Origin of the sequence: Ferdinandcohnia jepli (genome assembly GCF_047246645.1) — a bacterium.
Taxonomy (GTDB): domain Bacteria; phylum Bacillota; class Bacilli; order Bacillales; family Bacillaceae_L; genus Ferdinandcohnia.
Window position 1 is genome coordinate 171,505 of sequence record NZ_JBFOKR010000006.1, and the last position, 14,651, is coordinate 186,155.

The 14,651-nt window shown below is 37.5% G+C and carries 9 protein-coding genes and 1 other annotated feature; of the genes, 7 read left to right on the top strand and 2 right to left on the bottom strand.

Annotation, left to right across the window (positions count from 1 at the left end):
- Positions 1-5: 5 nt before the first annotated feature.
- Positions 6-1,340, bottom strand: a complete 1,335-nt coding sequence (gene brnQ, locus AB3M96_RS08170; RefSeq protein WP_412967091.1) for a branched-chain amino acid transport system II carrier protein — start codon at positions 1,338-1,340, stop codon at positions 6-8.
- Between the two features lie 52 nt (positions 1,341-1,392).
- Positions 1,393-1,638, bottom strand: a binding site (T-box leader).
- Between the two features lie 223 nt (positions 1,639-1,861).
- Here brnQ and AB3M96_RS08175 point away from each other — a divergent pair.
- The 7 genes from AB3M96_RS08175 (at position 1,862) to glpK (ending at position 13,763) form a co-directional block, all read left to right on the top strand.
- The gene (locus AB3M96_RS08175) at positions 1,862-4,093 is read left to right on the top strand and encodes an alpha-galactosidase (protein WP_412967092.1); all 2,232 of its coding nucleotides are present in this window, start codon (positions 1,862-1,864) and stop codon (positions 4,091-4,093) included.
- A gap of 109 nt (positions 4,094-4,202) precedes the next feature.
- The gene (locus AB3M96_RS08180; RefSeq protein WP_412967093.1) at positions 4,203-5,228 is read left to right on the top strand and encodes a LacI family DNA-binding transcriptional regulator; all 1,026 of its coding nucleotides are present in this window, start codon (positions 4,203-4,205) and stop codon (positions 5,226-5,228) included.
- A 567-nt stretch (positions 5,229-5,795) separates the two neighbouring features.
- The gene (locus AB3M96_RS08185) at positions 5,796-7,082 is read left to right on the top strand and encodes an ABC transporter substrate-binding protein (RefSeq protein WP_412967094.1); all 1,287 of its coding nucleotides are present in this window, start codon (positions 5,796-5,798) and stop codon (positions 7,080-7,082) included.
- 243 nt (positions 7,083-7,325) lie between these two features.
- Positions 7,326-8,216: a carbohydrate ABC transporter permease gene (locus AB3M96_RS08190; protein WP_412967095.1), complete on the top strand. Its 891-nt coding sequence runs from the start codon at positions 7,326-7,328 to the stop codon at positions 8,214-8,216.
- Complete coding sequence (locus AB3M96_RS08195; RefSeq protein ID WP_412967096.1) at positions 8,213-9,037, top strand: carbohydrate ABC transporter permease; 825 nt, start codon at positions 8,213-8,215, stop codon at positions 9,035-9,037. The genes AB3M96_RS08190 and AB3M96_RS08195 overlap by 4 nt, the downstream gene beginning before the upstream one ends.
- Positions 9,038-9,078: 41 nt before the next feature.
- Positions 9,079-12,114, top strand: a complete 3,036-nt coding sequence (lacZ, locus tag AB3M96_RS08200) for a beta-galactosidase, LacZ type (RefSeq protein ID WP_412967097.1) — start codon at positions 9,079-9,081, stop codon at positions 12,112-12,114.
- Between the two features lie 158 nt (positions 12,115-12,272).
- Positions 12,273-13,763: a glycerol kinase GlpK gene (gene glpK / locus AB3M96_RS08205; RefSeq protein ID WP_412967098.1), complete on the top strand. Its 1,491-nt coding sequence runs from the start codon at positions 12,273-12,275 to the stop codon at positions 13,761-13,763.
- 57 nt (positions 13,764-13,820) lie between these two features.
- Here glpK and AB3M96_RS08210 read toward each other — a convergent pair whose 3' ends face one another.
- Positions 13,821-14,582: an IclR family transcriptional regulator gene (locus tag AB3M96_RS08210; RefSeq protein ID WP_412967099.1), complete on the bottom strand. Its 762-nt coding sequence runs from the start codon at positions 14,580-14,582 to the stop codon at positions 13,821-13,823.
- Positions 14,583-14,651: the final 69 nt, after the last annotated feature.

Genomic DNA, 14,651 nt, shown 5'->3' on the forward strand with positions numbered 1-14,651 from the left:
TTCTTTTAAGATGCCTTTTCCACTATTCCTTTAGCCACCTGAGTTCCCGGACTAAACTTACTGTGTACGAGACCCACAAGTGTACCAACAAGAGCAGGCACAACCCACTCTAGTCCAGCAGAAGAAAGTGGCAGGGCTTCTCTAAGTGATTGAAGTGGGCCTAAATCCAGTCCAAAGGCAGCAACACCACTTAATACTGCAAATACTCCTGTTAAAGAAATTGACCATCCATAAACCGCTTTAGAATGTGAAAAATATCGACTGAAAAAGGTTAATGTGATCAAGACGATTGTTAATGGATAGGCGGTCACTAGAAACGGAACTGAAACCCTAAGAATTTGAGCTAAACCTAAATTAGAAAGCGTGAATCCAACTAAAGTAACTACTAAGACTACTGTTTTGTAACTAAATCTAGGAAGAAGCTTTGAAAAATAGTGCCCGCAAGCAGTTGTTAAACCGACAACAGTTGTGAAACAAGCTAAAGTAAAAATGAGACCAAGTAAAGCTGTACCACTATTACCAAGTAATAAAGTTGCAGTATGTGATAAAATATCGGTCCCATTTTCAAAAACGCCGTTAGCTGCCATTCGAGCCCCAAGTAAACCTAGGCCTACATAGACTGCAGCAAGCAATACTCCAGCAACTAACGCTGCTTTAAACATATAACCAGTTACATTTTTTCTTCCTTGTACTCCTCTTTTTTGAATAGCAGTCAGAATAACAATTCCAAAGGCCAATGAAGCGAGTGCATCCATTGTGTTATAGCCTTCTAAGAAACCAGTAAAAAATGCACCTGACTGGTATTGCTCTGTTGGTGCTTGGAAAGGAGCATCAAGCTTAATAAAGCCGACAACTAGTAAAACAACCATTGATAATAACAGGAATGGTGCAATAAAGCGCCCCATATACTTTTCCATCTTGGTAGGATTTAGGCTAATGAAATACACAAGACCAAAAAATACTACAGAAAATAAAAGTAAAACAAGAGCAGTATTTACGGAATCACCTAAGAATGGTGTAACCCCCATCTCAAATGCTACATTCGCATTTCTCGGGATAGCCAAAAACGGTCCAATACATAGATAAACAGCTACCATAAACGCTGTACTGAAGACAGGGTGAACACGATTTCCCATTGCTTGTGCTCCCCCTTTTACAAGTGAAACAGCAAAAATAACGGCAATTGGTAGACCTACTCCTGTTACAACAAAACCTGCCATCGCAAGCCAATAATTTGTACCCGATCCTGCACCAAGAAATGGCGGGAAAATCAGGTTACCTGCTCCAAAGAACATTGAAAATAACATAAATCCGACAAACAAAGTATCAAGCTTTTTCATTTAAATCTCTCCCTTTAACTATTTTTGTAAAATAAAAAAACTCGCCCCTATAAAAAGGGACGAGTTTATGCTCGCGTTACCACCCATATTCCGATGCATCAAAAAAAGCAACGGCACTCAGTCAACGTACAATCATACGTGTTCCATCGTAACGGCGGACAACCCGTCAAAGCTTACTTATTTCAGCTTTGCATCTCGGAGATGATTTTCGGATAAGCTCTGAACATCGACTTTCAGCAATTGTCGACTCTCTGGGGAACAGACATCTTAACGTACTCTTTCTCGTCATCGAATTTTAATATATTGATATATTAGCAAAGTAAAAATGTTCAGTCAATAACAAAAAAATATTTTATTTTATTAAAAAGTAAATTCCGTTACGAATGTTGCGATAGTACGTGGATTTTTTAAGAGGGATAGTAGATTTATATAATGGTAAGGTGGAGTTAGAGTTGGAAATAGGATAGTAATTTGTTATTATTCAATCGTTGATATAAAAATATTGGCTGGGAGGTTATTAAGTGCCAATTCTTTACAATGAAATTACAAATGAGTTTCACTTACAAGCAAATAATGTAAGCTATATTTTCACAGTCTTACCTAATAACCAGTTAGGTCATTTGTATTATGGCAAAAGGATTCGTCACCGTGACAATTTTTCGCACCTATTTCGATTGCAGTCAAGGGGCTATACACCGGCAGTATATGAAGGAGAACACGAGTTTTCACTAGATATTACGATGCAAGAATACCCTTCATTTGGAACAACAGATTTCCGTGAACCTGCATTCCAAATTCTACAGGAGAATGGCAGTAGAATTACAAATTTTGAATATAAATCACATACTATTTTGCAAGGGAAACCAAATCTTGTAGGTCTGCCAGCGACATATGTTGAGAATGATCAAGAAGCAACCACATTAGAGGTGGTATTAGAAGATCGTTTGTTACAGGCGGAAATAAAGTTGCTTTATACAGTATTTGAAGATACAAATGTGATTACTAGAAGTGCTAAGATTAGCAATTTTGGTTCTCAAAAGCTTTCACTTACTAGAGTGCTTAGTACAAGTGTTGACCTTCGAGATGCCAATTTCGAGATGATACAGCTTTCAGGTGCATGGATCAGGGAGCGTCATCTTAAGACAAGAAAACTAGAAAAAGGAATTCAAGCAATATCCTCAACAAGAGGAGCAAGTAGTAGTCAGCAAAATCCATTCATTGCTCTAAAAAGACCAGAAACAACTGAGCATAGTGGTGAGGTGTATGGGTTTAGCTTGGTATATAGCGGGAACTTCCTTGCGCAGGTTGAGGTTGACCATTATGATGTGTCGAGGGTAACTATGGGGATAAATCCATTTGATTTTAGCTGGCTCCTTGAAAATGGGGAAAGCTTCCAAACCCCTGAGGTTGTGATGGTATATTCTGAAAACGGTTTAAATGAGATGAGTAACATCTTTCATACGCTTTACCGAAAACGCTTGGTAAGAGGTGAGTGGAGAGATAGGGAGAGACCCGTTTTAATAAATAACTGGGAGGCAACTTATTTCGATTTTAACGAAGAAAAGATTGTTTCCATTGCAGAAGAAGCTCAAAGAGTAGGTGTCGAGCTTTTTGTCCTGGACGATGGTTGGTTTGGAAAAAGAAATGACGATACAATTTCATTAGGCGATTGGTTCTCTAATAAGAGAAAGCTACCTAATGGTGTAGAGGGTTTAGCACGAAGAATCGAAAGCTTAGGATTAAAATTCGGATTATGGTTTGAACCTGAAATGATCTCGAAGGAAAGTGAACTCTATAAGGCGCATCCTGATTGGCTAATACAAGTGCCAGATAGAAGATTATCTCACGGAAGAAATCAGTTTGTTCTTGATTTTTCTAGAAAAGAAGTAGTGGATCATATTTATAAAAAAATGTCTGCAATCCTTAGTGATGCACCAGTATCATATGTAAAATGGGATATGAATCGAAATATGACGGAAGTTGGTTCCTTAAAGCTGCCATCAGAAAGACAACGAGAAGTTGCTCATCGTTATATTTTGGGAGTATATGACCTTTATGAAAGATTACTTGCAAAGTTTCCACATGTTTTATTCGAATCGTGCGCAGGAGGAGGAAATCGCTTTGACCCTGGAATGCTTTATTATGCTCCACAAACATGGACAAGCGATGATTCTGATGCAATCGAAAGATTGAAAATTCAATACGGTACTTCCCTGGTATATCCATTAAGTTCCATGGGAGCCCATGTATCGGCAGTTCCAAACCATCAAGTCGGTAGAGTTACAGATATAGATATGAGAGCTGATGTTGCTTATTTTGGGATGTTTGGATATGAACTTGATGTAACAAGAATGACCGACAAAGAAAAAGAAATCATGAAACAACAAATTAATTTTTATAAAGAACACCGAAATCTAATTATGCAGGGGACATTCTTCCGATTGCAAAGTCCTTTTGAGGGGGATGGCAACGTGACAAGCTGGATGGTCGTTTCACAGGACAGGAGAGAGGCACTAGTTGGCTATTATCGAGTACTGGCAAGGCCAAATCCTGGTTTTAGTCACCTATTGCTTAAAGGTCTAGATTCAAATGTTGAATACAAAATTAATGGCCGCGACACTACCTACTTTGGAGATGAGTTACAAAATGTCGGGTTACTCCTGGATAAAGAATTTTCTGGAGCGGAGAGTTCAGTAAATCGCATAAAGGGAGATTTTACTTCTAGGATTTATAAATTAAGTGCTGTGGAATAAAAGAGAGGGCCGCAAAGTGTGCGGCCTTTTATTCCTTATACTGTTATTGCTTTTTTTCTACAAACATGATTATTATTAATCTATAAAAATAGTTAAAGGATTTGAGAGTATGCAATCTACAAGAGATGATGTTGCAAAGCTGGCTGGGGTATCACCAACAACGGTTTCAAGAGTGCTAAATAATAATGGCTACGTCTCAGAAGATGTGAGGGAACGGGTTCTGGCAGCAATAAAGGAACTGCAATATGTTCCGAATCGAATTGCAAGGAGTTTACGTACACAAAAAATTGGACAGGTAGCTTGTATTACCCATGGCCTAAGTAACTCATTTTATGCTGAAATTGTACAAGGAATTGAAGAGGTTGTTATTGAAAATGGCTATACTTTTTCAATTTATAGCACTAGCCTAGAGAGAGAAAAACTATTAAATCTTGTATACGAAGGTTTTTATGATGGATTGATTATATTGACTGAATCTGAATTTATCGACGTTGTTGATTTCCAACAGGTTAAGGAACGAATACCAACAGCTGTTTACTGGGATTTAGGCTATCCAACTACTGTTCCGAATGTAAGCGTTAACTTGTATGAAGCGATGAAGAAGTCAGTCAATTACTTGCTTGAGAACGGTCATAAGGAAATTGTCTATCTTGGATATTCAAGAGACGGCATAGATGGGGTAAAAGAAAATCCAAGGTTCCACGGATATGCTGATTCTCTTACTGGAAAAGGCATTTCACTTGATCCGGATTATTTGCTTTATGTTCCAAACTGGCAGGATACATTATCATCCGGATACGAAAAAACAGTTGAATTACTAGAGAAAAACATTCCATTCACGGCAATAGCTGCATGTAATGACCTAATGGCAATTGGGGCAATCCGCGCTCTAAATGAGAGAGGTATTCGTGTGCCAGAAGATGTTTCAGTCTCTGGATTTGACGATGTTGAGATTGCAAGAATGTTTAATCCTGCTTTGACTACGATAAATATACCAAAAAGGCAGATTGGACGTTCGTTAATGGAACTTTTGCTTCAACAGCTTAATGGGGTAACTGAAATAGAGTCTATTGAGTATGTTCCACAATTAGTAGTCAGAGAATCTGTAAGGGAAATAAAAGAAAAAGTATTGTGACGACTTTTTGAACAAACTAGATTGACAAGTTATTAATATAGTAATATACTTTACCATGTAAAGCGTTTTCATTTTTTTTGTAAAATAGCTTTATATTTGAATTGTTGTATAAAATGTTTGTATCTAATACGTGTGTGTACTTAATGTGGTCTCGAGTCTATAGCTGTCAAAGTTGGACAAGTACCTCATCAATATGGTCACGAAACCATGTTGGTTGGATTTTATAAAATGACAAAAATGTAAGCGTCTACTTGTACTTGTTCTTACTATGAAATGACAACTGTAACAAGTCTGTGGTTACGAAACCACAAGGGCGTCCTTCTTATTTACATAGTGCCAAATTATAGATCACAGATGAATGTGGTTACGAAGCCAGAATGCATAGTGATTTATATGGGTCAGTTATATAAATTAGTCGGATGTGGTCACGAAACCATATAAGTGTTTTCAGATGTGGTTACGAAGCCATACAACATTAAACACATATAGTTTTGTTGCAAACAAAAAAAGTGTAATCGCTTATTTAATCGGTTACATAAAAAAATATCTGTTAGGGGGATTTAAGCAATGAAGAAAACTTGGAAGTTTCTTATGATGCTTGTAGTGTTAACAGTATTTGCTGCAGCATGCAGCAATGGTGAATCTTCAGATGGTGATAAGGTTACATTAACGGCTTGGGCTTGGAATGTAAACGTAGGGGCACTTGAAGAAGCATTTGAAGTATATAAAGAAGATCACCCAAATGTTGAATTAAAAGTAGAGGATATTGGTCGTCTTGATGTTTATGACAAGTTATCAACTGGTCTTGCTGCAGGTGGTGTAGGATTACCTGATATCGTTTTAGTTGAAGATGACCGTATTGGCGGGTATGTAAATGCATTCCCAAAAGGTTTCCTAAACCTTACTGAACAAGGATTTGATAAGAAAACAGATCTTTTCCCATCATTCAAAAATGATCTAGCTTCAATTGATGGCACATTTTATGCAATGCCATTTGATGCTGGTCCAACAGGGGTATTCTACCGTCGTGATTTATTCGAACAAGCTGGTGTTAACCCAGAGGAAATCGGAACATGGGATCAGTACTTAGAAGCTGGTAAGAAAATCAAAGAAGCAACTGGAGCTCAAATGCTACCAATTGATAAATTCAAAGATGATGCAACATTCCGTATGATGTTAAACCAACAAGGTGCATACTACTTTGATGCAGAAGGTAATATTGACTTTACACATCCAGCAGCTGTAAAAGCTATGGAAATGCACAAAAAATTGGATGACGCAGGACTAATTAAAAACGTAGATGGTTGGAACGGTACTGTATCTGCTACTATTGACGCTTCTGTAGCAACAATTCCATTTGGTGCTTGGTATTATGGAACAATCATTGATCAAGCAGCTGATTCAAACGGAAATTGGGGTGTATTCCCACTTCCAGCTTTTGAAGAAGGTGGAAACAGAGCAGCTAACTTAGGTGGTAGCGCATGGATGATTCCTTCTGCAACTAAGAACAAGGAAGAAGCATATTCATTTATGGAATACTTCTCAACAGATGTTGATGCACAATTAGTATCGATGGAAAAGTATGGTTTATTCCCTTCATTATCATCTGTATACGATAACGAAGCATTCACAGCTGGAGTTGAATTCTTTGGAGGACAAGAGATTTGGACTTTATTCGGAGACGAAATGAAAGATATTCCTTCTCTGAATTACACAGAAGATTATTCAATCGGTTTTGATGAAGCGGTAAAAGCACAAGCAGATGTATTTAATGGTAAGGACGCTAAAACTGCTCTTGAAGAAGCAGCTAAACGTCTAAAAGACCGTACAGAACGTGAGATTAATTCGCACTAAGAAAATAGAATGAGAGATTTAGGTCATCTAAGTCTCTCATTTTTTTCAAACAAATAAGTAAGTATCATAATTTGAACCTAGTTTGTTGGTTTTTAGCTTCAAGCCATTCGGCTCGAGGTAACCGCCAATCGCTACAGAAGGTAAAGTGCTTTCTGCTAGCACTAGTCTTATGCCTGTTACCAATAGACGGGCGCCATAGCTTTTTCAAGTTAATTTTTGTTCCTTTAAAGGAGAAGATCGAACATGAAGTCAACAGAAGCAATATCAACAAAAGGTAAATTTAAATCGCATAAATTGGCACCGTATTTATTTATAGCACCTGCAGTAATCCTATTTGCTATCTTTATGGTGTATCCAATTATTTCTTCCTTAATCTTGAGTTTCCAAACAAGTGAAGGAGGAGTTTATGTATTTAATGGAATTGAGAACTACAAACGACTACTAAGTGATTCTATTTTTCTAACTGCTCTAAAAAATACATTTATCATTATGATTATCCAAGTTCCATTAATGCTATTTTTAGCAATTATTGTTGCAACTTTAATGAACTCGGCATTACTAAAGCTTAAAGGTTTCTTTCGTGTTTCATTCTTTTTACCCGCTGTTACCTCATTAGTTGCGTATGCAATTATATTCTCAATCATGCTAATGGATGATGGTATTATTAATCAATTCGTAACATGGCTTGGATTGGATGCAATTCCTTGGTTATCACATCCTATTTGGGCAAAAGCAGCATTAATATTAGCTATGACATGGCGTTGGGTTGGATATAATATGGTAATTTATTTAGCGGCCCTGCAAAATATTCCAGAGGACATGTATGAAGCAGCAAGTATAGATGGTGCATCAAAAGTACGCCAATTCTTCTCGATTACAATTCCGCAATTAAAGCCTGTTATTCTATTTACTGCAATTCTATCAACAATTGGTACATTACAATTGTTCGATGAGCCGTTTACATTAACAAAGGGTGGCCCAAGTGATGCAACATTAACAATTGGGATGTATTTATATCAAACAGGTTTCCGTTATTTCGACTTTGGCTATGCATCAACTATTGCATATGTAATCGTAGTATTAATTGGAATCTTAACATTTATACAATTCAAAGTAACAGGTGATGACAAATGAGAAAGAAAAACGGAGTTAAAAAGGTTTTCTTATATATAGGTCTAGCAATCGGTGCGATTGTATCATTATTTCCTTTTTATTGGGCTCTTATAGGTGCTACGAATGAAAGTGGAAAAATGTTTGCAAAACCACCAGTTCTATTACCGGGCAGTAAATTAGTTGAAAATATTACAAATCTTAATGAAGCAATCGGTATTGGGCGTGTAATGTTCAATTCACTTTTCGTATCAATTGTTTATACAATCTTGGCACTATTAATTTGTACAATGGCAGCATATGCATTTGCAAAGTTTAGCTTTAAAGGAAGAAATGTAATTTTTACGATTTTCCTAGTTTCCATGATGGTTCCATACCATGCAACAGTAATTCCATTGTTTAAAATGATGGCAGGATTAGGTTGGTTAAACACATATCAAGCTCTAATTTTGCCAAACCTGGCATATCCATTTGCGATTTTCCTAATGCGCCAAAATATGTTGGCTTTCCCAACTGCACTTATTGAGGCTTCTCGAATTGATGGAGCAGGTGAATGGAAAATTTTCTGGAAGATTGTTCTTCCATCAATGAAACCAGCATTGGCAGCAACCGCTATATTCTTGTTTATGTATCAATGGAACAACTTTTTATGGCCATTGATTGCGGTTAGCTCGACAGATATGTATACATTCCCTGTTGCATTATCATCTCTATTTGGTTTATCTCGTATTGATTATGGACAAGTAATGGCTGGTGTATCACTAGCAACTGTACCAATTATTATTTTCTTCTTATCACTTCAACGTCACTTTATCTCTGGTATGTTAGGTAGTGCCGTAAAATAATTGGGTTTTGAACAAGTATGTAAAAGGACGTGTAAAGTATTATGACAACATTGCCAAGACTTAGCTGGCTTTCTGATTTGCAGGTTTTTGCTGTAAATCGACTTCCAGCGCATTCAGATCACCTTTACTATGAGACAGTAGAGGAAGCAAAGAGAAAAGAATCAATGCCATTACGATATTCGTTAAATGGAAACTGGAAGTTTAGTTATTCGATAAATCCAGCAAATCGACCTGAATCATTTTATCAGGAAGAGTTTGATTGCTCTAGCTGGGGCGATATTACAGTACCCGGCCATATCCAGTTACAAGGCTACGGAAGGCCACAATATGTAAATACGATGTACCCATGGGATGGGAGTAATGATATTCGTCCACCAGAAATTCCAATGGACCATAATCCAGTAGGAAGCTATGTGAAATATTTTACGATTCCAGAAAATATGGAAAACAAACCTGTATATATCTCATTCCAAGGTGTAGAATCAGCTTTTTATGTTTGGATTAATGGAAAATTTGTTGGATACAGTGAAGATTCTTTTACTCCATCTGAATTTGATTTAACTCCTTATCTAGTAAATGGAGAAAACAAATTAGCAATCGAAGTCTACCAACGTAGTACCGGCAGCTGGCTGGAGGATCAGGACTTTTGGAGATTCTCGGGAATCTTTAGAGATGTCTACTTATATACTGTACCGGAAATACATGCGCAGGACATCCATGTCCGTGCTGAACTAGATTCAACATACTCAGTTGGAACATTACACGGAAGCCTTGATTTTCTTTCTGAATTACCAGCTGGAGCGAAGGTAGTTGCAGAACTAGTTGATCATCAGGATAATACCGTCGCAAATACTTCTTTCCAAGTTGAAGGTAATACTGCAGTATTTACGTTTGAGGTTGATAAGCCTGAGCTTTGGAGCGCTGAAGCACCTTATTTATATACGTTATACATTCAAATCTACAATCCAGGTGGTACGATTGTGGAGGTTATCCCCCAACGAGTTGGATTTAGAAGATTTGAGATGATTAATAAAATCATGTGTATTAATGGCAAGCGTATCATGTTTAAGGGTGTTAACCGTCATGAGTTTAACCCTCGTACAGGACGCACGATTACAAAAGAAGATATGCTTTGGGACATTAAGACAATGAAGCAAAATAATATTAATTCAGTCCGCACATCGCATTACCCGAATCAAACACTTTGGTATGAATTATGTGATGAATATGGTCTATATGTAATAGATGAAATGAATCTAGAAACACATGGTTCTTGGCAAAAGATGGGAGTCGTTGAGCCATCTTGGAATATCCCTGGAAACAAGCCTGAGTGGCAGGATATTGTAATGGATCGTGCAATTTCAATGTACGAACGAGATAAAAATCACCCATCTATTGTTATTTGGTCTTGTGGAAATGAAGCTTATGCTGGTGAAGTGATCCTAAACGTTTCTAATTACTTCAGATCTGTTGACCCAAGTCGTCTCGTTCACTATGAGGGAGTTTTCCATAATAGAGATTATAACGATACTAGTGACATGGAAAGCAGAATGTACGCAAAACCTGCTGATATTGAAGAATATTTAAATGATAATCCAGAAAAGCCATATATTAGCTGTGAATATATGCACGCTATGGGTAATTCAGTTGGTGGAATGAATAAATACACTGATCTAGAAAACAAATACCCAATGTATCAGGGTGGTTTCATTTGGGATTACATGGATCAAGCATTATATAACAAAGATCGATATGGGAATGAGTATTTAGCATATGGTGGAGACTTCGGTGACAGACCAACCGATTATGGGTTCTCAACAAATGGTATTGTTTATGCTACTCGTGAAGTTTCGCCGAAAATGCAAGAAGTGAAATATTTATACCAAAACCTAAAGCTTACACCAGACCAAAAAGGTGTATTGATTGTAAACGATAATCTTTTCATAGATACAGACGATTATACATTCGAATATGCATTATTCCATGAAGGACATGAAGTGTACCGCGCTTCAAAACAAGTAATCGTAAATCCACAATCAGAGGAGCGAATTACATTTGATTGGCCTGAAGGAATTGATTTGAATGCAGGAGAATATTGTGTTGAAGCATCCTTTAAATTAAAGGAAAGTACCCAATGGGCTGAAGCAGGACATGAAATTGCATTTGGACAATATATCTATAAAGTCGATAAACCAAACAAGCAAGTTCAAACTGCGGATAAGGCTAGGTTAGTTGTTGGAGACGTCAATATTGGGGTGCACGGTAGAGACTTTAGCGTTATCTTTTCTAAACAAGTTGGAAGCTTAGTTTCCCTTCAATATGCAGGTAAGGAAATGATTTCTAGTCCACCAGCTCCATTATTCTGGCGTGCTACAACTGACAATGATAGAGGGTTCTCTCAAGGATTTGACTCGGGTGTATGGTTTGCTGCTAGCTTAGCTCGAAAATGTGTTGCTACTGATGTAAGAGAGACAGATGAAGGAGCAGAAATTGCATTCACTTATCATTTCTCTATTCATAAAGACCTCGAGGTGAAGGTGTACTATACTGTTGCTTCTACTGGAAGCGTCCGTGTTCGAACAGTATACCGTGGCGTCAAGGATTTACCTCAAATGCCAATCTTTGCGCTATCATTTAAGGTACCTTCTGATTATGATAAACTTGAATGGTATGCAATGGGACCTGAGGAAAATTATATAGATCGTGCAGAGGGAGCTAAACTGGGAATCTTTAAAAATACTGTCTCTGAAAACGTCTCGAGTTACCTTATGCCACAAGAATCAGGAAATCGTACTGGAGTTCGTTGGGTGAAGGTGTCTAACCCGATTGGTGAGGGTATTAAAGTTTCTTCTGCGAATCTCCCGGTGGAATGTACGGTATCTCCTTACACAGCATTTGAACTCGAAAATGCACAACATCATCATGAACTACCGAATGTACACTATACAGTGATCACTGTTGCAGGAAGACAGATGGGTGTAGGTGGAGATGATAGCTGGGGAGCACCTGTACACGACGAGTTCCTAATCAAGCCAGACCAAAATATGGAATTTGAATTCGTCATTAATAGATTATAGACTCTGAATAGGAAAACTAAGAGCGTTACGAAAATACCTATCCGCCTTGGATAGGTATTTCCTTTTACTTTACGAAACTATAAGTTGTAAGCGAAAGACTCAGTGAAGTCAACATTGATGCTAGATGTTGAATCTATGTAAGGCAAGGAGGACCATTAATGGAACAATATATTTTATCATTAGATCAGGGAACAACAAGTTCCCGAGCAATTCTATTTAACCAAAAGGGTGGAATTGTACATACAGCTCAAAAGGAATTTACTCAAATCTTTCCTAAGCCAGGATGGGTAGAGCATAATGCAAATGAGATATGGGGATCGATTTTATCGGTAATGGCAACGGTTTTATCTGAAGCTGACATTAAGGCAAAGCAAATTGCTGGAATTGGTATCACAAATCAACGTGAAACAGCTGTTGTTTGGGAAAAAGAAACCGGTCATCCAATCTATAACGCAATTGTATGGCAATCACGCCAAACCACTGAAATATGTGAAGAGCTTAAAGCGAATGGTTTACAAGATACATTCCGTCAAAAAACAGGTTTACTAATTGACCCTTATTTCTCTGGAACAAAGGTAAAATGGATACTGGAAAATGTAGCTGGTGCCCGTAAGAAAGCTGAACAAGGTGAATTATTATTTGGGACAATTGATACGTGGCTTATATGGAAGCTTTCAGGTGGAAAGGCTCATGTCACGGATTATTCAAACGCTTCAAGGACACTGATGTATAACATTCATGACTTAAAATGGGATGAAGAGCTTCTTGAGCATCTATCCGTTCCTAAAAGCATGCTACCTGAGGTACGTCCTTCCTCTCACGTTTATGCGCACACAGCATCACATCATTTCTTCGGTCAAGAAGTGCCAATTGCAGGAGCAGCCGGCGACCAACAGGCAGCCTTATTTGGTCAAGCATGTTATGATGAAGGTATGGTAAAAAATACATATGGAACTGGCTGCTTTATGCTAATGAATACCGGTGAAAAAGCCGTGAACTCAAGCCATGGATTATTGACTACGATTGCATGGGGAGTAAACGGTAAAATTGAGTATGCGTTAGAGGGCAGTATTTTTGTAGCTGGATCTGCAATACAATGGTTACGTGATGGACTACGTATGGTTAAGGATGCAAATGACACTGAAAGCTATGCTGCCAAAGTTGAATCAACTAGTGGTGTATATGTTGTACCTGCCTTCGTTGGTCTTGGAACTCCGTATTGGGATAGTGACGTTCGAGGGGCTGTCTTCGGTCTCACACGAGGAACATCAAAAGAACATTTTATCCGTGCGACACTTGAATCACTTGCTTATCAAACAAGAGATGTTTTAACAGCAATGGTGGCAGATGCGGGTATATCATTAAAAACACTACGTGTTGACGGTGGAGCAGTTAAAAATAACTTTTTAATGGAATTCCAGAGTGATATGATTGGAGTTCCTGTTGAAAGACCAATGATTCAAGAAACAACTGCATTGGGAGCAGCATATTTAGCAGGTCTTGCAGTTGGATATTGGAAGGATCAAGCTGAAATTGCGGCACAATGGAAAATGGACCGTACTTTTACACCAAAGATGGAAGGTCAACAAGTAGAAGACTTGTACGCAGGTTGGAAAAAAGCAGTACTTGCCGCAATGGCATTTAAATAATAGTTAGTAAAAGGGTTGAAGGTATCGAGAATCTTCAACCCTTTCTGAGTATTTGACTTACATTAATTTATCTTCAATTGATTTCTTGCAAATTAAAACTTCTTCAATTATTTTTTCTACGAACTCATCTGTTATTCTGTATTTAGGAACACTTACACTAAAAGCCCCAAAATTTTGCTCGTTTACAGTAATACTTGCACCAACACAAAAAATATCCAGCTCATGCTCACCATTATCAAATGCATAGCCATTTTTACGAATGAGGTTTATTTCTTCAAAAAATTCTTCTCTTGTTGTAATGGTATTGACTGTTTTCGGAAGTAACTCATTCTCATTTAAATAGTTATCAATTTCCTGGTTAGAGCAATCGGCTAAAATTGATTTGCCCATTGCCGAACAATAGAGTGGAATGGATTTTCCAACGCTAGAGTAGAGAGCAACAGGGTTATAGCTCTCTAACTTTGAAATATAAACAATTTTATTCTTATCAAGCATCCCAAGGTGCACAGTTTCGGTTGTTTGTTTTCGAAGTATTTCTAAATATGGTTGTGCAATATCTTTTATTTGTGCCTGATTTATCGCCTTATTTGCGTATTGGATGATACGAGTCCCTATACTAAACTTCTTCGTTTCATCATCCTTTTTGACATATCCAATATACTGAAGTGTATCTAATATTTTTAAGGCAGTGGAACTCGTTAATGCAGTTTCTTTTGCGATTTGTTGTAGACTTTGTGGTTGTTCAACGGAAGATAAGTAATTTAATATTTTGTCAGCTTTTAAAAGTACAGTTCCATATAGTTGTTTAGTAGTATCCATGAAAGCTCCCTTGCTATGATATCTCTATATTGTAATCCCTTTCATAATTATATATAATAGTTTTAAAGA